This is a genomic window from Arthrobacter sp. ERGS1:01 (assembly GCF_001281315.1).
Classification (GTDB): Bacteria; Actinomycetota; Actinomycetes; order Actinomycetales; family Micrococcaceae; genus Specibacter.
The window spans coordinates 3,575,205-3,596,510 of the sequence record NZ_CP012479.1 but is presented as its reverse complement, the minus strand read 5'-3'; the positions used below and the strand labels follow the sequence as shown (position 1 = coordinate 3,596,510).

The window sequence follows — 21,306 nt, the reverse complement described above, 5'->3', positions numbered from 1 at the left end:
CACACCCCCATAATTTGCGCGCGGATTTGCGGTTCTGAGGGGAGGTGGCGGCACAACGTTGTGTTCCAGCTTTTACTGTATAGCCTTGTCGGCGCAAACGTGTCTGCGATCACAGCGAATGCGGGCCAACGGGGTCATATCTGCGCCCAAATGCGCGGCAAGCCGCAAGATTGTTGTAGGTGAACGTTTCCCCATCCCCGGAGTTTGTGTCGCTCGTTGGCTGTGGCTGGCTAGTGTTGCTCCCAGGCGTTCACTAGGCTGTAACAGAATCGTGACTTTGAGGAGTGACTTGATGACAGAGCAAAATGCGTCCACCACCACGGTGGCGCCGGACCGCAAGAACGCGGGAATCAGCAAAGCCGTATTTGGCCCCTTGACCGCCCGCGATGTAACCGTGCTCGGTGCCGTCCTGGTGATCTTCGTGGCCTCCGTGCTGCCGATCGTCTTCACCTACGGGTTGACAGGCAATCTGTGGAACGTGGCCGGCCTGTACTTTACCGGCATCGGCGTCATCCTGCCGCTGGTGGTCGGCGCCCTGTTCGGCATTCGCCGGATGAGCCCGGAACTCAAGCTCCGCGTCGGCTCGCTGTCCGTTGACCAGTTCGCCTCCGTTGTGGCCAGTTTCGCCACCGCCTTCTTCTTCCTCGGGACCGTCACCAACTTCAAGGTGGCCTACCTGGTGGGCCTGATTGGCGCCCTCATCCTGCTGGCCGCCACCGTCCTGGCCCAGTGGATCCCCGTGTTTGCCGCCGACTATGCCAACCGCGCCGAAGTCACCGCCCACCCGGCCGCGCGCGACGCCGTTCCCGCGGTTCACCGCCCGGCCGCCCCCAAGCCCGCGCTCGCCCTGCCCGCCGGTGCGGGCTCCGCTTCGGCATCAACGTCCGGAACGGCCGCAACGGCCGCGGCGGCTGCGGCGGCTGCGGCGGCAAAGCCGCAGTACGGCCAGAAGGCGCCCGGCAAGGATGCAGCCGACAAGCCCGCCGCCGGTCAGGCCGCAGCCGGCCAGCCCGGCTTTGGCTGGAACGCCGGCCCCCAGGCTGCCGGGCACACGTCCGCAGGACAGATCTTCACCCCCGCCGATGCCTCCGCGACCCAGCAGGCAACCGCTCCTGCGGCTGCCGCAAGTGCAGCAACTTCGGCTCCCGCGACGGCCGCGACTGCCGCAGCCGGTGCCGAAACCGCGGAGCCCCAGGGCGTCAAGACTGCCGGAGTCTCCGCCGGTGACGCCAATTTCACGGCCGAAGCCGCCGAGGCCGCGCCCGAAACCCGGGTGACCCCCGAGGTCCCCTCCGCCTCGACCGCCCCGGAAACCGAGGAAGCTTCCGCGGAATCCGCGATCCCGGCCGAAGCAGTCGCCGAGGAAACCGCGGACGCGGGCACCGGCGTCGAGCCCGTGCAGGAAGCGGCACCGGCAACCATGCTGCATCCGAAGGTGACCGAGTCTGAGCCCGTACGGGAGGCCCCGGTCCGCGAGAGCATCGGCGCAACCGTCGACCCGCAGGCCGCCAAGGCCGCCGTGGTTGCCGATCCGTTCTGGTTTGCCGTGGACCGGCCGCAGAACGTGGTCGATGAGCACAGCCGCCAGTTTGTGTTCAAGCTGACCCCCGGCTCCTGGATCCTGGCCCTTGAGGACCGCGGCACCAGCTTCCTGGTCCAGGACAGCCACGGAAAAACCGGCGTACTGCTGGACCTGGTGGGGATTGAGCGGGCTCCGGAAGGCTCGTAACCCGTGAAACCGGTGGAGAACGAATCGGCGCTGGCGCTCAAACGGCGGGCCCGGAAAATCAACCGCGAGCTGGCGGAGCTTTATCCGTACGCCCACGCGGAGTTGGATTTCCACAACCCGTTTGAGCTGCTGGTGGCCACCGTTCTCTCCGCACAAACCACCGATGTGCGCGTCAACGCCATCACCCCGGCCCTGTTTGCGCGCTACCCCACGCCCCTGGCGCTGTCCGAGGCGCAGGTCATGGAGCTGGAGGAACTCATCCGGCCCACGGGCTTCTTCCGGGCCAAGGCCGCCAACCTGCTGGCCCTGGCCACCCGGATCGTTGACGAGTACGACGGCGAGGTGCCGGGAAAGCTTGAAGCCCTCGTGACGCTTCCCGGGGTGGGGCGGAAAACGGCGAACGTGGTCCTCGGGAATGCGTTCGGCGTCCCCGGGATCACCGTCGACACCCATTTCATGCGGCTGGCGCGCCGGTTTGGCTGGACCGTCTCCAGCGATCCGGTGCGGATTGAGGCCGACGTTGCCGCCTTGTTCGAGCCCAAGGACTGGACCATGGTCTCGCACCGGGTGGTATTCCATGGCCGGCGCATCTGCCACGCCCGCAAGCCGGCGTGCGGCGCATGCCCACTCGCCCACTTGTGCCCCGCCTATGGTGAGGGCGAGACGGACCCGGCCAAGGCCGCCAAACTGCTCAAGTACGAGATGGCTCCCGGCCAGGAGGCCCTCCACGCGCGCATGCTCGCCGATGTGGACAACGCCGCGCAGTTCCGCCAGGAATCCCAACGCGCCGACCGGCTCGGCGTGGTTTCACAAGGTACCGATTCTGCCCCATGAGCGCCTATGAGGACTTGGCTGGCCTTGCCCGCCGTGCCGCCCACGACGCCTTTCGCCTGGGCCGGCCCGCGATGTGGGACACGCCCCTTGACAGGAACTCGGCCCGGCAGGCCGCCGTGCTGCTGCTCTTTGGCACCCTTGACGGCAGCCCCGCGCCGGCCGGTGTGCCGTTGGTCCCGGCCGACCTCGACATGCTGTTCCTGGAACGGGCCACCACGCTCAGCGCCCATCCCGGGCAGGTTGCCTTCCCTGGCGGCGGTGTCGACCCGGGCGACGCATCGATCATCGCCGCGGCCCTTCGCGAGGCCAAGGAGGAGACCGGCCTGGAACCGGACGGTGTGGAAATCCTGGGGGTGCTGCCGGAAGTCCCCATGCCTGTCAGCAACTTCATCGTGACACCCGTGATCGGCTGGTGGACGCGGCAAACACCCGTGGCAGTGGTGGACTACGGCGAATCCGCGCAGGTATTCCGGGTGCCCGTACGGGAGCTGTTGGACCCGGCCAACAGGTTCACCGCCGCCCTGAACCGCGGCGGCCGCAGTTACCGTGGCCCGTCGTTTCTGGTCAACGGCGTGGTGGTGTGGGGCTTCACCGCGGGCATCCTGGATCACGTCTTTGAGGAGCTCGGCTGGACCGTGCCGTGGGATGTTTCCCGGGAGATTCCCGCACCGATCTAGGGTGCCGAGGCTTTGGGTACTTGGTCCGCCTCGCCTGGTTGGTCGGCCCGGTCCGCTTGTTCGGCCCGGTAGATGGTGGCGCCTTCCTTGATGGTTTCCAATACCTGCAACTCCTTCACCTCGTCGACGCCCACCCGTGTGGGATCCGCGGAGACGATCACGAAGTCGGCCAGCAGGCCCTCGGCGATCCGGCCCTTCCGGTTTTCCTCGAACATTTGGTACGCGGCCGACGTCGTAATCGCCTGCAGCGCCTGGTAAGCGTCAATCCGTTCGTCCGGCCCCAGGACCCGGCCCGAGCGGGTGGTGCGGGCCATCGAGGTCCACAGAACGAAGAAGGGGTCCAGGGGCGTAACGGCAAAGTCCGTGTGGTTGGACGCAACCAGCCCCCGTGCCGCCGCGGATTTGAGCGGACTGATGAACGCCGCCTTTGGATAACCCACATTGGCCACGTGCACGTCACCCCAAAAGTAGCTGTGGTTCGTGAAGTAGCTGGGTGTGATGCCGAGCCTGGCGTAGTCCGCAAGCTGCTCGGGGCGCTGAAATTGCGAATGAATCACTACGCTCCGCCGGTCGTCCGCCGCAGTGGTTCCCGTCAACTCCAGTGCCTTGATGACGTCGTCGATCGCGGCGTCGCCATTGGCGTGGACAAAGATCTGGACGCCGGCGTCAATTCCGGCTTTCACGACCGCGGCAAACGTCTCGAAGGGGGTGGTGGGTTCGCCGCACCAGTCCTGTTGCCCGTCCGGGCCACCTTGCAGGTAGGGCTCGCTCATATAGGCGGTGCGGCCCTGCGGAGAACCGTCCTGCAGGATTTTCATGCCGGCAATCTTGAAGCCGCCATTGTACGAGCCGGTGGGGAAGTCGGTGTTGCCCGCCCAGGCGCCAAATTCCAGGAACGATCCCAGGGCCGCGACATCCAGATACAGCAGCCCGCGGGCGGCGGCAGCCTGGTAAAAGTTGAGGTCCGTGACGGTGGAAAAGCCGTCCTGCGCATGGGTGTAGCCGTGGGAGGCATACATTTGAAGTGCGTCGTCGAGCAGCTCCAGCCTTCCTTCCTGGTCGGGGCGCGGCATCTTGTTCGCCACCAGGAAGATGTAGGCCGTTTCCATGAGCAGGCCCGTCGGCTCACCCGTCAGGGGTTCGCGCGAGATGACGCCGCCGTCGGGGGTGGGGGTCCCGGCATCGACTCCCGCCCAGGCCAGTGCGGCCGAGTTCAGCACCGCACCATGGCTGGACACATGGATGAGCATGACCTTGTGCCGGGGGAAATGGGCGTCCAGATCGAATTTGGTGATGTGCCGGTTCTCCGCCAGCGTCTCCTGGTCATAGCCGTAGCCAACAATCCATTCCCCCTCAGGGACGGAGCGGCTGGTCCGGAACTCCTCCAGCGCGGCCACCACGTCTGCGATGTCGCGGCAGGTGCCCACGGGAGGTGCGCCAACGTTGACCTGCCCGGCCAATTCAAAGGCGAAGGGCAGATGGCTGTGCGCATCAATGAAGCCGGGCAGCAGCGTCGCGCCGCGAAGGTCCCTGAAGTTGGCATCCGGATGGCGTTCCCGAGCCTCCGACAGCGACCCAACATGGGCGATCCGCCCGCCGCTGACAGTCACCGATTCGGCATACGACGCCGTGGGACCGTCCATCGTGAGAATCGGTCCGTTGCCAAACGTCAGGTCCTGACGGATTTCACCGGTGCGTGGGATGGCTGTCGAGTTGGTCATGGGGCCCTTCTGGATGTCAGTGAGGCTTACTTGGCGTCCGCATACGATTGAACCACTGTGACATTGACGGGAAATTCCAGCGGGATCTCGCCGAATATCAAGCGTGTCGCAGACCTGGAGGACTCGTGCACCATCTCCGTCACGACCTCCACCAGCTCGTCGGGGCAGTGCACGATGACCTCGTCGTGGAGAAAGAACACCAACGCCGGAGCGGACCCGGTGCCGGCGGCGGATCCTGCGGCCGAGGCGGATCCTGCGGCCGGCAAGGCCCGCAATCGGCGCCGCAACTCGGCCAACCAGCAACAGGCCCATTCCGCCGCCGTGCCCTGCACCACGAAGTTGCGGGTGAACCGCCCTCTCGACCTGGCTGCCGACTCCGCCCGGCGCTGCTCCTCAGCCGTGCTGCTGCGCTGGCCCGCCTGCCACTGCGCCGACACCGGGGGAGTGCTCCGACCCAGCTTGGTGGACACGGCCTTGCCGAGTTCTCCGGCCCGTGCGGCATCCTCAACGTAACCCACGGCGCGCGGGTACATGCGGGTCAACTGAGGCATCAACCGGCCCGATTCGCCCGAGGTGGAACCATAGATGGCACCCAGGAGTGCCACCTTGGCCATCGCCCGCTCGCCGCCAAATCCCTGGGCCGCGATGCCGGCATACAAGTCCTTGTCGCGACCGGCCGCCGCCATGGAAGAGTCCTGGGCGAGTGCTGCAAGCACCCGGGGTTCCAGCTGGGCGGCATCCGCCACGATGAACTTGTGCCCGGGGTCGGCGCACGCCGCGCCCCTGATCTGTTTGGGAATTTGCATGGCTCCGCCCCCGCGCGACGCCCACCGTCCCGAGACCACCCCGCCCACAATGTATTCGGAGTGGAACCTGCCATCGCGCACCCACTGTTCAAGCCAAGACCACCCGTTGGTGGTGAAGAGACGGCTCAGCTTCCTATACGCCAGCAATGGCTCAATCGCCTGATGCTTGTACTCCTGCAATTCCCAGGAGCGCGTTGACTTCGCATCGATTCCTGCCCGGTGCAGGGCCCTCATCAGCTCCTGTGGGGAGTCGGGATTCAAGGCGGGTGCGTCCAGCAAGGCGCGAAGTTCCACGGCACGCGCCTCCAGTTTTGGCGGCCGCGCGTGGCCGGCCGGCTCGACTCCCAACAGATCATCCAGCAACCTCCTATGCAGGTCCTCACGCCAGGGCATACCTTCATATTGCATCTCCGCGGCCACCAGGGCGCAGGCGGATTCCGCACTGAGGAGAAGTGCGAGGCGGGCAGGGTGTGTGGAGGAGGCAATGGCCATTTTCTGGGCCCGCAGTTCCCCCGCCACTGCTTGGACATCCCAGCCGGTCGCCGCCGTCGGCTGGTCAAAAAGGCTCTCCTGGGCCGCGGATGCCCCGGGGTACGCCGCCTCCACTTCTGGCGGAAGGATGATCGTGCGCTCGCGGTAGCCGGTGTTTGCGGCGAATTCTGAGTACAGCAGGATGCTTTGGCACAAGGCCAGGTCATGGCAGCGCTCCAGGCGAACCTGGGCTGCCAGCAGCTCCGGGTACCAGTGCTGGGCCCGGTCCCACACCCAGCGCGGCTGGTGCTCTTGTTCCAGGGAGCGGACGACGCCGGCCAGGGCCTCGCGGGCAACGGTTTGCGCCGGTGCCGGGGGCGTTCCATCGGCGGCCAGCAGCTGGACCGTCACGAAAGCACTTTCCTGTGCCAAGGCCAATAACGCGTACATGCATCCATTGTCTCCCGAGCCCCTGAAAAGCTTCGAATATATGAGCGATGCAGTGTTATGTCCTTGGAAAATAGTCGAAGTCGAGCGTGGAGGGGCTAGTTGGTCCTCCACAATCAGCCGATCCATCGGGGTTGTGCACATTGGACCGGTTGCCCGTGTCGGTCGGTAACTCGGGGGCGAAGAGTGGAGCCATGACAAATCGAAGCGGCGCCCGGCACGGTCCGGGACCAGGAACCGCGCCTGCCCCGTCGTCGGGCCCGGCAGGACAATCGCGGCAGGCCTGGGTGCCGGAGCCGGGAACCGTCGTCATGGTCATTTCCGGTTCTCCTGCGCTCCACGGCGAGGTCGGCCGCGTCAGTGCCGCAGCCGCCGTCGGCCTGGTCATTGCGGAGACGGTGGAGCAATGCGGAGGGCGTTGGGACGGCATTGCGGCAATCCTCATTGGCAGCGACGTGGAGGGAGGGCTCCCGGGATGGCGCGGCCCCACAGTGGTGGTGGGGCCGGCCGGCGATTCGGGGCGCATGTGGCTGCAGGCCTCACAATTGAGCGCGGACAGGGTTGCCGTTCTTCCCGACTCCGCCCAATGGTTGGCCAACTACCTGACCAGGCTTCGGGATCCTGGGAGCGGCGCCGGGATCCTCGGGGTCGTGGGCGGGTGCGGCGGCTCGGGTGCCTCGACGCTTGCGGCCCTGCTGGCGGCGGGGGCAGCCGTGCGCGGAACCCGGACGCTGCTTGTTGACGGCGATGAATGGGGCGGCGGCCTCGACGTGGCAATTGCCGCCGAGGGAGCCGCCGGCCTGAGATGGCCTGATCTCCGCAACGCCTCCGGGGCCATCAACCCCGAACAGCTGGCCGCATCGTTGCCGCAGGCGGCCGGAATGTCCCTGTTGTCCTGGGGCCCGCAATCCGGAGCAAGCCAGGTCCGTTCCCCCGGAGCCACGGGAACCAGCGAGGCGATGCACGCAGCCCGGGAAGCGTACGGCCTGGTGGTGGTGGATCTGGGCAGGTCGCCGGACTCCGTTGCTGCATTGGGCGCACATTGCGACAGCTTTGTTGTTGTGGTGCCCGGCCGCTTGCGGGCGGCGGCCGCTGCCGCCCGAGTGCTGGCGGAACTGCCCGCCGCTCCCGTGGGGTTGGCGATCAGGGGGCCGATGCTTGACGGCGTGGATGCCGCGTTGGTGGCTGCCACCGTGGGTGCCCCGCCCATCGGTGAATTTCCGCGCTTGCGCCGGGTCGGCGATGCCCTGGAATCCGGTCGTCTAAGGGACGTGGCCCGAGGCCGGAGGATGCGGGCGCTGATCACGGGCGTGCTGGACTGGATGGCGATGGAGGGCGGGCCAGCGACCGAACAGGCGCGCCGAACTGAACGGGGAATCCCATGACACGGCATCTGGCCACCGCAGCCTATTCTGAACCGGCGCGGATATCGCCGCCCATGGTTTCAGCAGTGGATCCGGGACTGTTGGAATCCGTCCGCCAAACGGTCCTCTCCGAATCCGGCCCCCTTACCGATCTCCGCGTGGCGGCGGCCGTTCGGGATAGCGGACGCCTGCTGGGGGCGGCCGGTTCGCTGCTCGCGATGGACAGGATCAGTGCCGAGTTGAGTGGATTGGGGCCGTTGCAGCCACTCGCGCTGGACCCGCAGGTTACGGATATTTTTGTCAACGCCCCAAACTCCGTGTGGCTGGATCGAGGTAACGGCCCCGAACGCGTCGACGCAGGGTTTGAAAGCGAGGGCGCCCTGCGCGCATTGGCGGTCCGGCTCATCGCCTCGGGAGGGCGCCGGCTCGATGAGAGTTCGCCGTGCGTCGACGTCCGGATTGCCCCGGGATACCGTATCCACGCCGTATTGCCGCCCATCTCGTCCGCCGGCACGCTGCTTTCAGTGCGCATCAAACGCCGGCAGGTCTTTACACTGGCCGAGCTCGAGGAAGCCGGCTGCGTCCACCCGGTGATGGCCGGAGTACTGCGCAATATTGTGGGTGCCCGGCTCAGCTTCCTGATCAGCGGTGCCACGGGAGCCGGCAAAACCACGTTGCTTTCGACCTTGCTGGGGCTGTGCCCGGCCACTGAACGGCTGGTGTTGATCGAGGATGCCGCGGAGCTGGAACCCGACCACCCGCACGTACTGACTTTGGAGGCCCGGCATGCAAACGCCGAAGGTACCGGGGTTGTGGATCTTCAGGAGTTGGTCCGTCAGGCGTTGAGGATGAATCCGGGCAGGTTGATCGTGGGCGAATGCCGGGGCTTGGAAGTGCGTGAACTCCTTATGGCGCTCAATACGGGGCACAGTGGGGGCGGCGGGACCATCCACGCCAACAGTGCCGCCGATGTTCCTGCCAGGCTTGCGGCGCTGGGCGCCCTGGCCGGCATGAGTCCTCAGGCGGTGGCGCTTCAGGCGGCAAGTGCGCTGGATGTGGTCGTTCATGTGGACCGCTCCGCCTCCGGGCGGGTTGTCTCCGAAATTGGCACCGTGACCCTGCAGGATGGGCAGCTGGCAGTGGTGCCGGCACTGCGGCTGGGGCGTCCCGGCCCCGGCGGCACTGACGGACATGACTACGCGTTATTCGGCAGGGAAGTTCTTGCGGGCGCCGCTTGGAAAGCGTTGTCGTCACGGCTGGGGATCGACCCCGCAGCGCTCGGTAAGCAGTAGCCCATGATGGCGGCAACCGTGTTCCTCTTGACGGCGGCGGCCTGCATCGCCATGTCCCTTCGACGCCGTCCGTGGCCGCCCGAGGACAAAGCGGCCGGTCTCGAAAACGCCCGGGATCCTGCGGGCTGGTCAGGGCGGGGGCGTAGGCGCGGGCCGGATATGGGCATGCCGAGAATTGTGCGCCAGCTGGCAGCGCTTCTGGCCTCGGGGCGGAACGGTCCCAGCGTGTGGGGTGCTTTGGCCGAAGTCCTCGCCGCCGAATTTGGGCCGGCCGGACGAGTCGCCGCCGGGGGAGCGGCAGTATCGACGGGTCCCACCCTGGCCCTTGTTATCGCCGTCGAGAGAGCCTGCCTTTTGGGGTTGCCGGTTGCAGAGGCCTTGCGGGCGGCGGTCCTGCAGGCGGCATCGGCGCCGCACCCGCTTCGTTGGAATCCCGGTACGGTCCGGATGAGTGGGCAGCAACGCCGGATGTGGCTGGAAGTGGCGGCCTGCTTTGAAATCTGCGAGGCGAGCGGGGCACCGGTTGCGGCCGTGTTGGCCCGTCTGGCCGGCAGGCTTGAGGCCGAACAAGATGCGGCAGCCCTTCGCGAAACGGCCCTGGCCGGCCCCCGTGCCACGGTGCGCCTGCTGACCTGGCTGCCTTTTGTGGGTTTGGGACTTGGCATGGCCATGGGGGTGAACCCGGTGGGGGTGCTGCTGGGTGGGCCGTTGGGGTGGGCGTGCCTGGGACTTGGGCTTGCCTTGGTGGCTGCCGGGAGGTGGTGGTCCAACCGCTTGATCGCGGCCGCTTCCCGGCCCGCAGGAGTTCGCCCGGCCGGCCTCCGCCGTGGACCCGGTCCGTTGAGTGGTTCGAGAACCAGATGACGGCGGCCATGGGAATCTTTGCGCTGTTGGCAGCGGCATGTTGGCTCTTGGGGCGGGACCGCGCCTACCCTTGGCGACGTCGCTCAGGCCCGGAGCGCGGTCGATCCGGACGGTCCCCGGATGACAGATCCATTGAGCGCCGGGCTGATTCCCGTCATGATGGAGGCGTTTCGGACGTGCCGCTGCTATTGGAGCTATTGGGTGCATGCCTTGACGCCGGGCTTTCCATACCGTGGGCACTTCGGCTGGTGGCCGGGATCGCTGACCCGGAGATTGGCCAGTGTTTGTCCCGGGTGGTGGCCGGCCTGCAAATCGGTGCGTCGTGGCAACATTCCTGGGACGGCGTTCGCCACATTGAACCGGTGGCCCAACTGCACGCTGCATTGAGCTTCGCGGCGCTGACGGGCGCCCCGGCGGCACCGCTGCTCTACGCCGAAGCCGATCAACGCCGCCGCCAGTTCAACCGTGACGCGGAAAAGCGGGCAGCTGCGCTTGGGGTCAGGCTTGTAGTGCCCTTGGGGCTCTGTTCCCTTCCGGCCTTTGTCTGCCTGGGAATTGTTCCGGTGGTGGTGGCCATGATCCCGATCTTTTGAACCCTGGAGCCCGCGCACCACCACGGATTCAACCCTTTGGCTCCTCCACAGGAATGCCTAACAGTCTGATGGTCCACGATTGCCGCAGATGGCCTTTTGTAGCCACACCAAAGCGGGAAGGGTTGGAGACAAGCCGACAGAATGCTGGCGGCGAGAAGTGAAATGGGAAACGGCAGTATCTAGTCAAGGAGTGAAAATGTACACCAATGACAATCCCGGTGCGGCGGCGCAGGCCAGTACCGATCCCGGCGTTTTGGACAACGTGCGTGAGATCTTTCCCGGCGCAACGGCCCTGCCATCGGTACGGAACGCAACACCGTGGAGGAAGTTGCGAAACCTCGGCTCTGAGACGGGAATGGCGACCGCCGAATATGCGAATGTCATGTCAAGTTAGCAGATTGTAACCACCGTAGGATTGACCCATGACAACGGGACAATACGGCGACAGACCTCCCTCAGATGACGGGTCAGCCGTGCCCGAGAATGCAGAGACAGCTGCGAGAATCGCAGCAGAGCAGGCGCTCGAAACGGCGACGGCTTCGGCCGAGGCTGCCCGACGAGCGCAGCGAATCAAGATCGTGGAACTGCTTGATTCGACCGACAGCTTGCAGAGTCGCCAACATATCATCGAGCAAAGAGTGTGGATCTTATCGCTCTATTTGTCTATTCTGATCGCCGTTACCGGCCTGTATTTTGGCTACTTCTACAGAAGCTACATCTTCGAGACTCCGAGGGATTGGATCCTCCACGGGCTTCTCTGGCTGTCCATTGTGTCAGGAATGGGGGTAGTCCTTGCAGCTTGGCGCAAGAGTATGAGCAACGGCCGGGCGCTCTTTGAGACCGCAGTTTCGCTGTTTCAGAGCCAAATTTCGCATGCTTGGCATGAGTTGGACGTGGCTGAAAGAGACTTGCTCAAGGCGCGCAACGATGCACTCCATGAGCAGGCGTCCCGCGACGATGAGGCCGATTCCATATGGAACTACCGCGCCATAGTCGACGACTACGTTGATGACGAAGAACGAGGCAACGATGACGCCTGAGGAAAGCGTGTCAGGTGTCGCCGAACCAAGCGATCCGTCCATGTTCAAGGCTCGCGAAACAGAACTATCGCAGCCTGCGGGGGAACTGCTCGATAAGTATCTAGCGGACTTCAGGATTCAACTAGAAGCGCGGGCCCGAGTCAAAGCTGACGGCTTCGACAACGTTCAATCGAAACATGTCACGGATGCTCGTGCAGAACTGCTGGCGTCGCGCCTTGACGAGATCGCAAACATAGGCATGATGATCGTCCTGCCCATCGGGCTTTTCCTTTTCGGGATTGGCATCAACGAGCTTCTTCGGCCTTCGAACGTCCAAGGTATCAGCCCCGGATATGTGTGGGTGCTATTGCTCGGCGCAGCTGCTGTCTCTTTCTCGCTTGGGGTGTACATTTCAAAGTCCGTACTCAAGCGATTGTTTGGTCGACGAAAGTAGCGCCGCCGCGTCGACTTAGCACCTGCCGAGTATGCGGATGTCCGGAAAAGTTTGCTAGGTCTTGGGGTGTTTAGGCTAAGGCTGACTTGCCTTTCGCCGTCGACAACTAATCCCAAACCAGCCCGTCGATCGAGCCTGCGTCATTGGACGCTCGCAGCCCGGTGACTAGCCGAGCTACGACGACTTGGCTGTGCCCGCAGGTGCACTCTTCGGGTGCTGCCCACTTCGGCCTATACGGAGGCGGGGCTTTGGGGTTCATGTAGGCAAGCTTTTCGCTACCGCGCAGGGAAAGCTGGCGCCAGAAAAGGCCAACGACATCCTCGACTTTGCCATGTCCGGTGGCTGGGTTCAGCACGGCAAGGACAGCGACATCGTCGCCGGCCTTCCATGCGTGCTCATAGGTGATCAGCCACGCCTTTTTGCCCTCTTTCGCCATGGCTCGAGTCTATGACCACGGCGTTCGCGGGAACGAACTCCGATTAGGTGTCAAGGTTCTCCACAAGTTGGGCTTCTAATTTAGTACAGGTGTGTGCAGAAGTAGCGTCTCTTTATCCACAGGCCATAGCACCTCGAATTTGAGTTCGAAGCGCGAGTTTCTAGGGATTTTCGGCAGGCGTTCCAAGAAAAAATATGGTTATCCACAGTCAGTTCACAAGCTGTGCACAGAAATTGTCTACTTTTGCACAACTTATCCACAGATTGTGGGCGTAGTCGAGTAGTTTCCCCCGTCCCAATGTGCCTTAATGATGGAATGCTTGTTGCCTTCGTAGATGAGTCCTATCCAGACCAAAAGAACAAATACTGTGTGAGCGCCGTCGTGGTCGACATGATCGGCCTTTTCGACCTCGCCGCCGGGTTTCGGGGGGTCATGTCCTACGCTCATTCTGCATTCGGCGTTGACCCTCAGACTGAGCTGCACGGGCATGAGATCATGCAGCAGCGGAATGGATGGGAGCCGATCGCGGGCAAGCATCGCGCGGCGGCCAGCGTCTACGGCAAGGCTCTTACTGCCATTGTCGACAGTGGGGCAAAAGTCTTTCTGCAAGGGATGGACGTTGAGCGGCAAAATGCTCGCTACTCGAATCCGCACGATCCGCATGAGGTCGTGCTGCGGCATGTACTCGAAAGGGTGGACGAGTATGCGCGGCAGAAACAGCTTGACGTGTTGGTCATGGCTGACCAGGAACCGGGCCAAGCCCAGCATGCCGCCATGATCGAACTTTTCAGCCAAACCGGTACTCCGGGTTATCGAAGCAGCACGCTGTCAAGAATTATCCAGCCGGTTCGTTTTGATGATAGTCACTATCACGCGGGCCTTCAGGCGGCCGACCTTGCCGCCTACCTCTACAACAGAAAGTGCTGCGACAGGGGTGCGCATCCGAGGGCACTGAAGGCCCGCAAGGACTTGTCAGCAAAGTTGTCGCCGGCCGTCCATCACGAACGCTTTTGGATGCCTTAAGCACTGAGAGCCCCTCAATGAGGGGCTCTAGGCGGTCAACGTGGCCGGCGCATTCGCCGATCTCGTCGTGCCACACACGTTACGCGGTGCTACAGATTCTGACAAGTTCCCTGTGGCTTTTACTTGCTATTACTTGTTGCAAAGTGTTGCAAAATCGCGCGCTTTGGCGCTCGTGAGTACCTGACGAATGGTTGACGCGTACCATGTCTTCCCGGTCGCCGTTGGGATGCCGTCGGCGTTGAGGCCGGCGGCGATGCGGGCCAATGAGAGGCCGTCCGCGCGGTCGCCGGAGATGCGCTGAACGGTGGCGACGTCGAGCACGCTACGGCGGCCCATGTGTTGCCCGGCTGCGGCTTTGACTCGCATGGCGGCGCTCGTGCGTTCCGCGATCTTCTTCCGTTCCATCTCAGCGAATGTGCAGGTCACCTGAGCCATGGCCGCACCCGTGATTGTCGAAGTATCGATGCCCAAGTCAAGGCAGATCAGCGCCCAGCGTTGCCGGTTCGCTGTTTCGAGCATGGCGGCGAAGTCGGCAACGCTGCGGCTGAGTCGGTCGAGCTTGGACACGGCAAGCGCGTCAAAGCGGCCGGCTTTCAGCTGAGCGAGTGCATCAGCGAGTATCGGCCGGTTCTTCAGGCTCGTCGCTGACGCGGCGTTCTCGCGGTAGATGGTGAGCGCCCAGCCGTGCCGCACTGCTTCGGCTTCGAGGGCGGCCTGTTGCACTTCGGGGCTGACGTCTTGCTTGGACGTGGATACTCGGATGTAGCCGACGACGGCGAGCGTTTCAGGCGTTCTCATAGCTCGATCATACATAAAGGGTTCCGTTTATGTATGAACAGTTCGAAACAAGTCCCATGGACAACGGCAACGGAACCTGACAACGTGAGCCAATTGGAGCCACTACGACGAGAGCGAGAGAGCGCCGTGACCGACCGCAGCCAGCACCCGCCCGTGACCTTCGAGGCTGCGCGCCAGATCGTCGCCAGCGCCCGCCGTGGCAGCAGCCGGCCGGGTCACTACATGGTCGCCGCCTACGGCTACGAGAGTCCGCGCCACTGGCAGATCATCGACGGCTCGCGTGATCTGCTGATCGACAATGACTATGCGTTCCAGCCTGTCGGCGAAGGCCCGGTGCTCGTCGACAAGATCACCGGCGAACTGATCGAGCTTCCATCGCTCTACAACTTCGCCTATTTGAACACCTTCACGCCCGTCGGCGACGTTCCCAGCGACGAGGAATAGACAGCAGGGAGCGCCCGGCAGATTGTCCGCCGGGCGCTCGCGTGTCCTGCCCTATGTGTGTCCTGCGAGCTGGTCACAAAAGGTCTGGCTCATCGATTTCCAGCGTCGCCGCCTGCATGCCGTGACGTTGCGGCGCGAGTGCAGCACTGAATACGACTTCGATCGTGCCGGTGTTGCTTGTTTCCGTCTTGATTGGTGCATAGAGTCCGAAGAGTTTGGCGATGCTTTCGGACACTCTGACGGCGGCGTTGATCGCTTTGATCTTCTCGTCGAAGCTGGCGGCTTCGCTGTTGATGATCTCGGCTAGCGTCTGATTCATGCCTTCGAGCCGCAGGCCTTCGACTTCTCGCATTTGGTCGACGCTCTCGGCTGGCCGGCGGTTCAGTGCCCGCACGACGGCCTTGTGGGCTGCGCTGCGGTTCGAGTAGCCGACTGCCACCGCAATGTCGTCGTAGCTGTACCCTTCGGTCTTTAGCTGGACTGCGCGGGTTTCCTTTTCGAGCACGGACAGATCGACGGGGAGCCGGCTACTCATCGTCTGTGCCTGGACTCGCGACTGCGCCGGCGAGCAGCGTGCGAATGGTTGCGGCTCGGCTGAGTCCTGATGCCGCGCCCAGCTGGTCGAGGGTGCTGATCAGTGACTCGGGGAGCCTGATGTCAATCTGTCTCATGCGAGTCATTTCCTAGATGCCCGCTGCGTCGGCAAGGTGGAGAAGGTCGATCTCGGCATCGGTCATGTCGCCGTACTTCTCTTTGTGGAGACGGATGGTTTCCGCGTCGCGGATTTCCTTTGCGCGTGCGCCTACGGGGTCGTAGCTGCCGCTGCCCGCATTGAAAAGCACCTGCCCGGACATCTTCACCGCCGGGGCCGGCGCGGCGACCGCTGCGGCTGCTGCGGCGGCCTTGTCGCCGGCCTTGATTCCCATCTTGATGAGCGCGACAAGATCGTCCGTCGATGTTGGTTCGCTGAGTTCCTTGTCGGTTGCGCGCGCGAAGAACAGGTGCAGCATGACGCCGACCTTCTGAGCCTGCGCGGCGGTAAGCATTTCGGGGAGTCCGGTCTTGGTGTTGAGCGGTGCGAGAGTCACTTTATTGCCTTCCATATGGTGGCCGCGTTGTGCGGTTGCTTTAATTCTTTCGGCGTTTTGAGGGCAGTTGTGGGACGGTGCCCGTGTCGTGCATTTGCCGTGAGTGTGCCGTCTTTACCGTGATTTGCGAGCTTGTATCAGCCGTTGAATCATTCTTTGCTCGACCCTGTCGAGGTGCTCGCGAGCGATACGTGACGAGTAGCCCGTGTGCTCGCTCGTGCGTCGCCTGCGGGCCTTTGCGCGGTGTGTGGGCCAGCTGTCGGCGGTGCGGCTCGTGTCCGTTAGCGGCGTCATGGTCAGCCCCTCCCGGTCGCGGCACGCGTACCGGCGTCGTAGCCCAGCAGGAACAGATCTAGGTCAGCCCTGAGCAGGCCGTCAGTGGCGCTCCTGCCGTCCTCTGGCAGTCCTGCGAGCATTCCCCGCAACTGCTCGACAGCGGCCGCCGTATCGACAGCACTGAGGCCGGCAAGAGCCGCCCGAATCTTGTCCATCGTGTTCATGCTCTTACCGCCCCGCTCTGCTCGCGCTTCATCATGTCTTCGAGCTTCCGCAACTGCCACTGTCGATTTTGCTCTTCGGACAGCCCCTTTCCATCCCCGCCCAAATCATCCATGGAATCAATCTCCAATCCGTCGCGGTCGTCAGCGCCGCGAGCCTTGACGTCTCGCGCGCTGGTGACGGTCACGCTAGGTGACGAAGGAGGAGGTGTTAAGTGTGTAGGTGGTAAATGAGTAGGTGGGTCGTCCTGGGTGACGGATGATTCATCGCTAAATGACGGATGATTCAGCTCATTTGACGGATGATTCACGTCATTTGACGGATGATTAATCGCTAAATGATCCCGCACCGATGACGGGTCATTAGCAGAATCAACCGTCACAGGTGACGGATCATTGCCGGCCGCCGGGGGATGCCCAGGGACGCACAGCACCTTCTCATCTGGATCGAGCATGGCGACAGATTCCATGAGGTCACTTGGCAAAGTCAGGCGGTACACGGCAGCCAGTCCGCCGCCGTTCCTGCCGCGTGAGCGTCCGGGTGCTACCTCTTCGATCAGGCCAATCGAACGCAGCGTCTTGATCGCCCGTTCCACTGTGCTCTTGCTGGCGCAGGCCACGGCTGCCAGCTTGGTATGCCCGGGATAAATACTCTCGCCTGTTGGCGTGTCCGAATACGTTGCGAGCAGGAGAGCTATTCCCTTCGTCGCCAGAGGCATCTGCACGCGGCGGACGATTGTTTCCCAGTCGAAGCGGTGAATGCCTTCGAGAGTCCGCTCGCCCGTCATGACGCACCACCTGAAAGCTCAGTGCAGCCGGCGCTCGCGGTGCCGCACCACTGGCGGACGAGCTGCTTGGTTCCCGTCTTGATGCGGTGTTCCTGCGCACCCACGACAGTGATGAGGCCGGCGTTGCTCATGACGGCGATGAGCGCGCCCCAGCGTTGCGGGATGTCCGGGTCAGGGATGCCGGCGCGGCGTACGTCGTCGACGGTGAACACCCGGCCGGACTGTGCGAGTTCCAGCACTACGGCTTCGGCGTCAACCCGCCAGTCTTCGGGGCAAAACGCGTGAGCGGCCTGCACGCCGTCCATGAGGCCAGCTAGGATGTCAGCATCAGATAGTTTTAGTAGCTGTTCGAGTGAGTCCCCGCCTGTTGCCAGACTGGCGGGGATTTCTGTTTCCAAGTGCACGGCTACGCACCTGCCTTAACGCCGGTCATGATCGGCATCAGCAGGCGGGCAAGCTCTTGCGCTTGCTCAGGTGTTGGGAGTGGTGCCGTGGCTGCGACGGCGGCAATGTGCGCGGCGAGCTTCGCCGTTTCGAGATCGCGCTTGCGCTCTGGCAGGTCTTGGTGACCCCAGCGCGTAGAGACTGCGAGAGATGCGCGTGCGGATCGCACGGACTTGATTGCTGGCATGGTTCAGAAACCCCTGTTAGGAATTACTGAACTTGCTCAAGGTTTCAGGGTGGGATGTTGCATGCGCCGTTGCTCCGCATGTCCGTAAATCCCATTCAGTCAGGTTTCCGCCGTAGCGGGGAACTGCCGGTTAAAGCGCCCCTAGCCTGCATCAAAAGCTTCAATATTTGCTTACGAGTTAAGCATATCTGCTCACACCGACAGTGGCTGAACCTTGAGGATCGCCTTCGGCTGGCTGCCGTCGTCACGGCCGAACTTCCGGCCGTCGCCCTTTTGCAAGCCAGAGGAAATCGCCCGCACCAAGTCGCGCGGGTGCGGCAGCACACCGTGATGTTTGCACTTCACCGCGACCTTTGGAGACGCCCAGAACGCGTACCGTGCAATTGCCGCATGGTTGGCGGCCGGCGTGCTCTTGGAAAGGAAGAGTTTCGAGGCAATTTCACCGCAGGCACCGCAGCGCGCCGTAAGGACGACGTCAGCTCGAAATCTGTATTCCATAGGATCGACATACGCCACCATGTCACCGTCAGCTGACATCGGGACTTGTCCCGTGCTATCCATATAGCGCAGCTGAGCGGCTTCATAAGTGTCCTCAGGGTCGATCTCCCAACCATTGCGCCTAAGATCAGCTGTTTGCTGATCAGTCATCCACTTGGCTGTGAGCGTCTTAGTCCGGTTGTTCCGTTTCCTGGGCATCAGTTGGCCCCCTTCCATGTGATTGCAATGAGTTCGGGATTGAAGACGCCGGGCGTCGACTTCCCCTGAAGAATCTGGACATCCGCGAGCGCCCGAATGACGCCGCGCTGCACGCCCGTCTCAGCGCCCCTGAAGGCTTCGCCAGGGTCAGCAGCCATGAGCACACCTATTAGCTCGCTGCTGCCACCGTCCTGCACTGCCTGCCGCTCGATGTCAGCGAGTTCAGAGCGAATCTGTGCCGTACCTTCGATCAGCTGTGACTCTTCGATCACGCCAGCGGCGAAGAGCCGCGCAAGGTCTTGCTTGCGGGTGAGCAGCGCCCCAGTGTCGAGCGCCTTCGCCGGCGCACTGCTGACGGCACTGTCGGCGATGTCGGCGGCGGCCGAGAGGACGGCGGCCTTCAGGTCTGGGCGTTGCAGGTAGGCGGCGATGACGTCTGTCACGTAGCCGTCCAAGCGGTTCATTTCGCGTGTCGAGTGGCCCGGCACGTAGCGCCCGCCTTGCTGGTGGACACGGCACCGGTACATGCGCCGGTATTCCGGGTGCTCGGCCGTGGCGGCCGCACCGAAGCCGGTCATGTACTCGCCGCAATGGCAGGCAACGATGCCGCTGAGCAGGTACTTGAATTTCGAGGCCGATTGGCGGGGGATAGTGCGGTCGTTCAGCTTTGCTTCCATGGCCCGGAAGTCTTCGACGCTCAGCAGTGCCGGCCAGTCACTTGAGACTGGTTCGCCGTGATGGGTGACGATGCCGGCGTTGCGCGAGCGCGTCAGGACACGACGCACCTGAGTCGTATTCATGCGGTTGCCGGCAAGGCTGCGAGCGCCGGCATCAGACCATCGCCGCGTGACTTCAATCAGGGAATGGCCGTCGAGGATCGCCTGAACGCCGGCGCGGATAAAGTCAGCGGCGGCCGTGTCTTCGACGATCACGCCTTCGTCGACACGCCAGCCCCACGGCACCCGGCCGCCAAGGTAGCGCCCAGACTGTGCGGCCTGTCGCTTCTGGCGCTTGATGCGCTCGCTCTTCAGCTCTGACTCTTGCTGTGCGATGGTGCCGAGAATCTTCGCGACGGCGCGCCCGTTCGCCGAGTCAAGGTTGATGTGCCCAGCCTTGACCGAGTGAGTCTCGACGTCGAGCGGCTGGCAGATGTCGATGTAGCGTTCCAGCTCAGATGTGCGGCGGTGCAGGCGGTCAGTGTTCCATGTGAGGACGGTCTGAACTTCGCCGCGCTGAATGGCCGCGAGTAGCCGCTCATAAGCCGGCCGGGTCTTGCCTGAGTATGCACTGACGTCGTTGTCTGAGTACGTCTCGACGACCGTGAGGCCCATGCTCGCCGCGAGCTTCTCGCAGTCCTCACGCTGACGCTCCACGCCCCAGCCGGTGCCCTCGATGTCGCGGCTGATGCGGGTATAGATCGCTGCTCTGCGTGCGGTTCGACTAGCCATGCTGACATACTATCCGCATACGCCATCGCAACCTTGGCGGCCGTGGGTTTTGCCGGTTTGCTGGTGGTGATTCTCAAGAGCGACGAGGTCCGCGGGTTCTTGTTGAACATCATCCGTACCGCGCTGAGCATGTAGCGACCGAGCAGACCCGGTTAGCCGAACGATCCAGAAAGTGGGACACCATGCGTAGCCAGCTATCTAGCAAGATGCGGGGCTCCGTTACCGCGGAATTTGCCGTGGTACTGCCTGCCATCACCGTATTGCTGGCCCTGCTGCTTCTAGGCGGGAGCGCCGCCATTTTGCAAATCAGGCTTGAGGAGGGCGCCAGGGCAGGAGCCCGGTCACTGGCCAGGGGTGAATCGTCCGCCCAGGCGGTGGATGCTTCCTCACGGCTTGCGGGGGAGGGTGTCTCCGTGAGCGTCGAGCTGACTGATGGGTATGCCACTGTCACGATTTCTGGGCATACTGCAGGGCCGTTCGCCGCCGTGCTCGCGTGGCAACAAACGGCACGCGCCACCGCGAGGGTTGAAAACTACGAGCCCGGAGCCGATGTTGGCATGCCGCGGGGCAAGCCGGAGCAGCTTGCAGCGGCCAAGCAGTTCGCAATGGCAGGCATCGGCGTCGTCGCGAGCGAAGAGCCACGATATGGATGCTGGATTGGCTGGCAACGTGGACTCGCGTGAGGGCGGCGCCGGAACTGTCGTGGCGGCAGGACTGGCGATTGCGCTGCTGATTCTGCTGATGGGCATCTTGTCCCTTGCCGAGGCGGCCGTGGCTGCCGGCAAAGCGGCAACGGCGGCCGACCTTGCCGCACTTGCTGCCGCGGACGCGGCCCGAGGACTGGCCACGGGAGACCCATGCCAGGTGGCATCGGATCTGGCATCGCGCCACGGTGCCGTGATCGCGTCCTGTGCAGTGCTGGGGTCGGCTTCCGACACCGTCCAGGTAGAAGTGGTGGTGCATACCCGGTTGCCGTGGCCGGCTCGCGGCATTGCGAGGGCCGGACCGCCGCCTGCCGGTGCGACGCCATGACCAAGTAAAGGGTGTGGACAACTTCTGGCGGGGATTCTGTCGCTGGGGTAGCTTAGTAACCAGCTGAATGGGGGACCTTCAGGACGGGTCCTTCGGATTGTTGATGGCGGGGGCTCTTATGAGGACCACAGGGTTGTATCCACAATCGAATCCC

The 21,306-nt window shown here is 63.6% G+C and carries 26 protein-coding genes and 1 pseudogene; 15 read left to right on the top strand and 12 right to left on the bottom strand.

The window, feature by feature from the left end:
- The first annotated feature begins 292 nt into the window (after positions 1-292).
- The 3 genes from AL755_RS20245 to AL755_RS20235 are packed head-to-tail and all read left to right on the top strand — an operon-like array spanning position 293 to position 3,240.
- Positions 293-1,729: a hypothetical protein gene (locus AL755_RS20245; protein ID WP_054012554.1), complete on the top strand. Its 1,437-nt coding sequence runs from the start codon at positions 293-295 to the stop codon at positions 1,727-1,729.
- Between the two features lie 3 nt (positions 1,730-1,732).
- Positions 1,733-2,563, top strand: coding sequence for an endonuclease III (nth, locus tag AL755_RS20240; RefSeq protein ID WP_054012553.1), 831 nt, complete (start codon positions 1,733-1,735; stop codon positions 2,561-2,563).
- Positions 2,560-3,240: an NUDIX hydrolase gene (locus AL755_RS20235; protein ID WP_054012552.1), complete on the top strand. Its 681-nt coding sequence runs from the start codon at positions 2,560-2,562 to the stop codon at positions 3,238-3,240. The genes nth and AL755_RS20235 overlap by 4 nt, the downstream gene beginning before the upstream one ends.
- On the opposite strand, the gene AL755_RS20230 is transcribed toward AL755_RS20235, so the two are convergent.
- Both AL755_RS20230 and AL755_RS20225 read right to left on the bottom strand, forming a co-directional pair.
- Complete coding sequence (locus AL755_RS20230; RefSeq protein WP_082369455.1) at positions 3,237-4,961, bottom strand: amidohydrolase; 1,725 nt, start codon at positions 4,959-4,961, stop codon at positions 3,237-3,239. The two genes, AL755_RS20235 and AL755_RS20230, sit on opposite strands and share 4 nt — an antisense overlap.
- A 26-nt stretch (positions 4,962-4,987) precedes the next feature.
- Positions 4,988-6,688 carry a bifunctional 3'-5' exonuclease/DNA polymerase gene (locus tag AL755_RS20225; RefSeq protein WP_054012551.1) on the bottom strand — a complete coding sequence of 567 codons (1,701 nt, stop codon included), beginning with the start codon at positions 6,686-6,688 and terminating at the stop codon, positions 4,988-4,990.
- Positions 6,689-6,879: 191 nt separating this feature from the next.
- Between AL755_RS20225 and ssd the strand changes: the two genes are divergently transcribed.
- The 7 genes from ssd to AL755_RS20190 all read left to right on the top strand — a co-directional run bounded on the left by ssd (position 6,880) and on the right by AL755_RS20190 (position 12,271).
- Complete coding sequence (gene ssd / locus AL755_RS20220; RefSeq protein WP_082369454.1) at positions 6,880-8,070, top strand: septum site-determining protein Ssd; 1,191 nt, start codon at positions 6,880-6,882, stop codon at positions 8,068-8,070.
- A gap of 53 nt (positions 8,071-8,123) precedes the next feature.
- Positions 8,124-9,341 carry a TadA family conjugal transfer-associated ATPase gene (locus tag AL755_RS20215; protein WP_107503897.1) on the top strand — a complete coding sequence of 406 codons (1,218 nt, stop codon included), beginning with the start codon at positions 8,124-8,126 and terminating at the stop codon, positions 9,339-9,341.
- A 3-nt stretch (positions 9,342-9,344) separates the two neighbouring features.
- Entirely contained in the window at positions 9,345-10,205 is an 861-nt protein-coding gene (locus tag AL755_RS20210) for a type II secretion system F family protein (protein WP_054012548.1), read from the top strand.
- 176 nt (positions 10,206-10,381) lie between these two features.
- The gene (locus tag AL755_RS20205) at positions 10,382-10,798 is read left to right on the top strand and encodes a type II secretion system F family protein (protein WP_237762563.1); all 417 of its coding nucleotides are present in this window, start codon (positions 10,382-10,384) and stop codon (positions 10,796-10,798) included.
- Positions 10,799-10,994: 196 nt separating this feature from the next.
- The gene (locus AL755_RS20200; RefSeq protein ID WP_054012546.1) at positions 10,995-11,192 is read left to right on the top strand and encodes a hypothetical protein; all 198 of its coding nucleotides are present in this window, start codon (positions 10,995-10,997) and stop codon (positions 11,190-11,192) included.
- A 28-nt stretch (positions 11,193-11,220) separates the two neighbouring features.
- Entirely contained in the window at positions 11,221-11,838 is a 618-nt protein-coding gene (locus AL755_RS20195) for a hypothetical protein (protein WP_054012545.1), read from the top strand.
- The gene (locus AL755_RS20190) at positions 11,807-12,271 is read left to right on the top strand and encodes a hypothetical protein (protein ID WP_054012544.1); all 465 of its coding nucleotides are present in this window, start codon (positions 11,807-11,809) and stop codon (positions 12,269-12,271) included. The genes AL755_RS20195 and AL755_RS20190 overlap by 32 nt, the downstream gene beginning before the upstream one ends.
- A gap of 106 nt (positions 12,272-12,377) precedes the next feature.
- On the opposite strand, the gene AL755_RS20185 is transcribed toward AL755_RS20190, so the two are convergent.
- Entirely contained in the window at positions 12,378-12,707 is a 330-nt protein-coding gene (locus AL755_RS20185; RefSeq protein ID WP_054012543.1) for a hypothetical protein, read from the bottom strand.
- Between the two features lie 315 nt (positions 12,708-13,022).
- Between AL755_RS20185 and AL755_RS20180 the strand changes: the two genes are divergently transcribed.
- Positions 13,023-13,730: a DUF3800 domain-containing protein gene (locus tag AL755_RS20180; protein WP_054012542.1), complete on the top strand. Its 708-nt coding sequence runs from the start codon at positions 13,023-13,025 to the stop codon at positions 13,728-13,730.
- Between the two features lie 129 nt (positions 13,731-13,859).
- Here the strand turns inward: AL755_RS20180 and AL755_RS20175 are convergent, their stop codons facing one another.
- The gene (locus AL755_RS20175) at positions 13,860-14,528 is read right to left on the bottom strand and encodes a recombinase family protein (protein ID WP_054012541.1); all 669 of its coding nucleotides are present in this window, start codon (positions 14,526-14,528) and stop codon (positions 13,860-13,862) included.
- Positions 14,529-14,654: 126 nt separating this feature from the next.
- Between AL755_RS20175 and AL755_RS20170 the strand changes: the two genes are divergently transcribed.
- Positions 14,655-14,972, top strand: a complete 318-nt coding sequence (locus AL755_RS20170) for a hypothetical protein (RefSeq protein ID WP_054012540.1) — start codon at positions 14,655-14,657, stop codon at positions 14,970-14,972.
- Positions 14,973-15,045: 73 nt separating this feature from the next.
- On the opposite strand, the gene AL755_RS20165 is transcribed toward AL755_RS20170, so the two are convergent.
- From AL755_RS20165 to AL755_RS20140, 8 genes are all read right to left on the bottom strand, one after another.
- On the bottom strand, positions 15,046-15,507 hold the full coding sequence (locus AL755_RS20165; protein ID WP_054012539.1) for a hypothetical protein: 462 nt from the start codon (positions 15,505-15,507) through the stop codon (positions 15,046-15,048).
- Positions 15,500-15,643: a ribbon-helix-helix protein, CopG family gene (locus tag AL755_RS22675; protein WP_160318939.1), complete on the bottom strand. Its 144-nt coding sequence runs from the start codon at positions 15,641-15,643 to the stop codon at positions 15,500-15,502. The genes AL755_RS20165 and AL755_RS22675 overlap by 8 nt, the downstream gene beginning before the upstream one ends.
- Positions 15,644-15,655: 12 nt before the next feature.
- Positions 15,656-16,075 carry a hypothetical protein gene (locus tag AL755_RS20160; RefSeq protein ID WP_160318938.1) on the bottom strand — a complete coding sequence of 140 codons (420 nt, stop codon included), beginning with the start codon at positions 16,073-16,075 and terminating at the stop codon, positions 15,656-15,658.
- A 281-nt stretch (positions 16,076-16,356) separates the two neighbouring features.
- On the bottom strand, positions 16,357-16,560 hold the full coding sequence (locus AL755_RS20155) for a hypothetical protein (protein ID WP_054012537.1): 204 nt from the start codon (positions 16,558-16,560) through the stop codon (positions 16,357-16,359).
- Positions 16,557-17,345 carry a hypothetical protein gene (locus AL755_RS23360; RefSeq protein ID WP_150117191.1) on the bottom strand — a complete coding sequence of 263 codons (789 nt, stop codon included), beginning with the start codon at positions 17,343-17,345 and terminating at the stop codon, positions 16,557-16,559. Before AL755_RS23360 ends, AL755_RS20155 begins: the two co-directional genes overlap by 4 nt.
- The gene (locus AL755_RS20150; protein ID WP_054012536.1) at positions 17,342-17,650 is read right to left on the bottom strand and encodes a hypothetical protein; all 309 of its coding nucleotides are present in this window, start codon (positions 17,648-17,650) and stop codon (positions 17,342-17,344) included. Before AL755_RS20150 ends, AL755_RS23360 begins: the two co-directional genes overlap by 4 nt.
- Before the next feature lie 518 nt (positions 17,651-18,168).
- Positions 18,169-18,624: a hypothetical protein gene (locus AL755_RS20145; RefSeq protein WP_150117190.1), complete on the bottom strand. Its 456-nt coding sequence runs from the start codon at positions 18,622-18,624 to the stop codon at positions 18,169-18,171.
- A 47-nt stretch (positions 18,625-18,671) separates the two neighbouring features.
- Positions 18,672-20,120 (bottom strand): recombinase family protein, encoded by a 1,449-nt coding sequence (locus tag AL755_RS20140; protein ID WP_054012534.1) that lies wholly within the window; start codon positions 20,118-20,120, stop codon positions 18,672-18,674.
- A gap of 18 nt (positions 20,121-20,138) precedes the next feature.
- On the opposite strand from AL755_RS20140, the pseudogene AL755_RS24220 reads away from it, so the two are divergent.
- The 3 genes and pseudogenes from AL755_RS24220 to AL755_RS20130 form a co-directional block, all read left to right on the top strand.
- Positions 20,139-20,255: pseudogene (locus AL755_RS24220) on the top strand (DUF4244 domain-containing protein); the annotation flags it as partial.
- 47 nt (positions 20,256-20,302) lie between these two features.
- Positions 20,303-20,803 (top strand): TadE family type IV pilus minor pilin, encoded by a 501-nt coding sequence (locus tag AL755_RS24325; RefSeq protein WP_054012533.1) that lies wholly within the window; start codon positions 20,303-20,305, stop codon positions 20,801-20,803.
- Positions 20,790-21,152 (top strand): Rv3654c family TadE-like protein, encoded by a 363-nt coding sequence (locus tag AL755_RS20130; protein WP_082369634.1) that lies wholly within the window; start codon positions 20,790-20,792, stop codon positions 21,150-21,152. The genes AL755_RS24325 and AL755_RS20130 overlap by 14 nt, the downstream gene beginning before the upstream one ends.
- Positions 21,153-21,306 lie beyond the last annotated feature (154 nt).

Bases quoted from the DNA above. Each gene is read 5' to 3' on its own strand.
- AL755_RS20140 (WP_054012534.1), bottom strand. From the start codon at position 20,120: ATGGCTAGTCGAACCGCACGCAGAGCAGCGATCTATACCCGCATCAGC.
- AL755_RS20245 (WP_054012554.1), top strand. From the start codon at position 293: ATGACAGAGCAAAATGCGTCCACCACCACGGTGGCGCCGGACCGCAAG.
- AL755_RS20155 (WP_054012537.1), bottom strand. From the start codon at position 16,560: ATGAACACGATGGACAAGATTCGGGCGGCTCTTGCCGGCCTCAGTGCT.
- AL755_RS20235 (WP_054012552.1), top strand. From the start codon at position 2,560: ATGAGCGCCTATGAGGACTTGGCTGGCCTTGCCCGCCGTGCCGCCCAC.
- AL755_RS20210 (WP_054012548.1), top strand. From the start codon at position 9,345: ATGATGGCGGCAACCGTGTTCCTCTTGACGGCGGCGGCCTGCATCGCC.
- AL755_RS20195 (WP_054012545.1), top strand. From the start codon at position 11,221: ATGACAACGGGACAATACGGCGACAGACCTCCCTCAGATGACGGGTCA.
- AL755_RS20190 (WP_054012544.1), top strand. From the start codon at position 11,807: ATGACGAAGAACGAGGCAACGATGACGCCTGAGGAAAGCGTGTCAGGT.
- AL755_RS20165 (WP_054012539.1), bottom strand. From the start codon at position 15,507: ATGAGTAGCCGGCTCCCCGTCGATCTGTCCGTGCTCGAAAAGGAAACC.
- AL755_RS20175 (WP_054012541.1), bottom strand. From the start codon at position 14,528: ATGAGAACGCCTGAAACGCTCGCCGTCGTCGGCTACATCCGAGTATCC.
- AL755_RS23360 (WP_150117191.1), bottom strand. From the start codon at position 17,345: ATGACGGGCGAGCGGACTCTCGAAGGCATTCACCGCTTCGACTGGGAA.
- AL755_RS24325 (WP_054012533.1), top strand. From the start codon at position 20,303: ATGCGTAGCCAGCTATCTAGCAAGATGCGGGGCTCCGTTACCGCGGAA.
- ssd (WP_082369454.1), top strand. From the start codon at position 6,880: ATGACAAATCGAAGCGGCGCCCGGCACGGTCCGGGACCAGGAACCGCG.
- AL755_RS20215 (WP_107503897.1), top strand. From the start codon at position 8,124: ATGGTTTCAGCAGTGGATCCGGGACTGTTGGAATCCGTCCGCCAAACG.
- AL755_RS20145 (WP_150117190.1), bottom strand. From the start codon at position 18,624: ATGACTGATCAGCAAACAGCTGATCTTAGGCGCAATGGTTGGGAGATC.
- AL755_RS20225 (WP_054012551.1), bottom strand. From the start codon at position 6,688: ATGTACGCGTTATTGGCCTTGGCACAGGAAAGTGCTTTCGTGACGGTC.
- AL755_RS20180 (WP_054012542.1), top strand. From the start codon at position 13,023: ATGCTTGTTGCCTTCGTAGATGAGTCCTATCCAGACCAAAAGAACAAA.
- AL755_RS20185 (WP_054012543.1), bottom strand. From the start codon at position 12,707: ATGGCGAAAGAGGGCAAAAAGGCGTGGCTGATCACCTATGAGCACGCA.
- AL755_RS22675 (WP_160318939.1), bottom strand. From the start codon at position 15,643: ATGAGACAGATTGACATCAGGCTCCCCGAGTCACTGATCAGCACCCTC.
- AL755_RS20200 (WP_054012546.1), top strand. From the start codon at position 10,995: ATGTACACCAATGACAATCCCGGTGCGGCGGCGCAGGCCAGTACCGAT.
- AL755_RS20160 (WP_160318938.1), bottom strand. From the start codon at position 16,075: ATGGAAGGCAATAAAGTGACTCTCGCACCGCTCAACACCAAGACCGGA.
- AL755_RS20230 (WP_082369455.1), bottom strand. From the start codon at position 4,961: ATGACCAACTCGACAGCCATCCCACGCACCGGTGAAATCCGTCAGGAC.
- AL755_RS20150 (WP_054012536.1), bottom strand. From the start codon at position 17,650: ATGGACGGCGTGCAGGCCGCTCACGCGTTTTGCCCCGAAGACTGGCGG.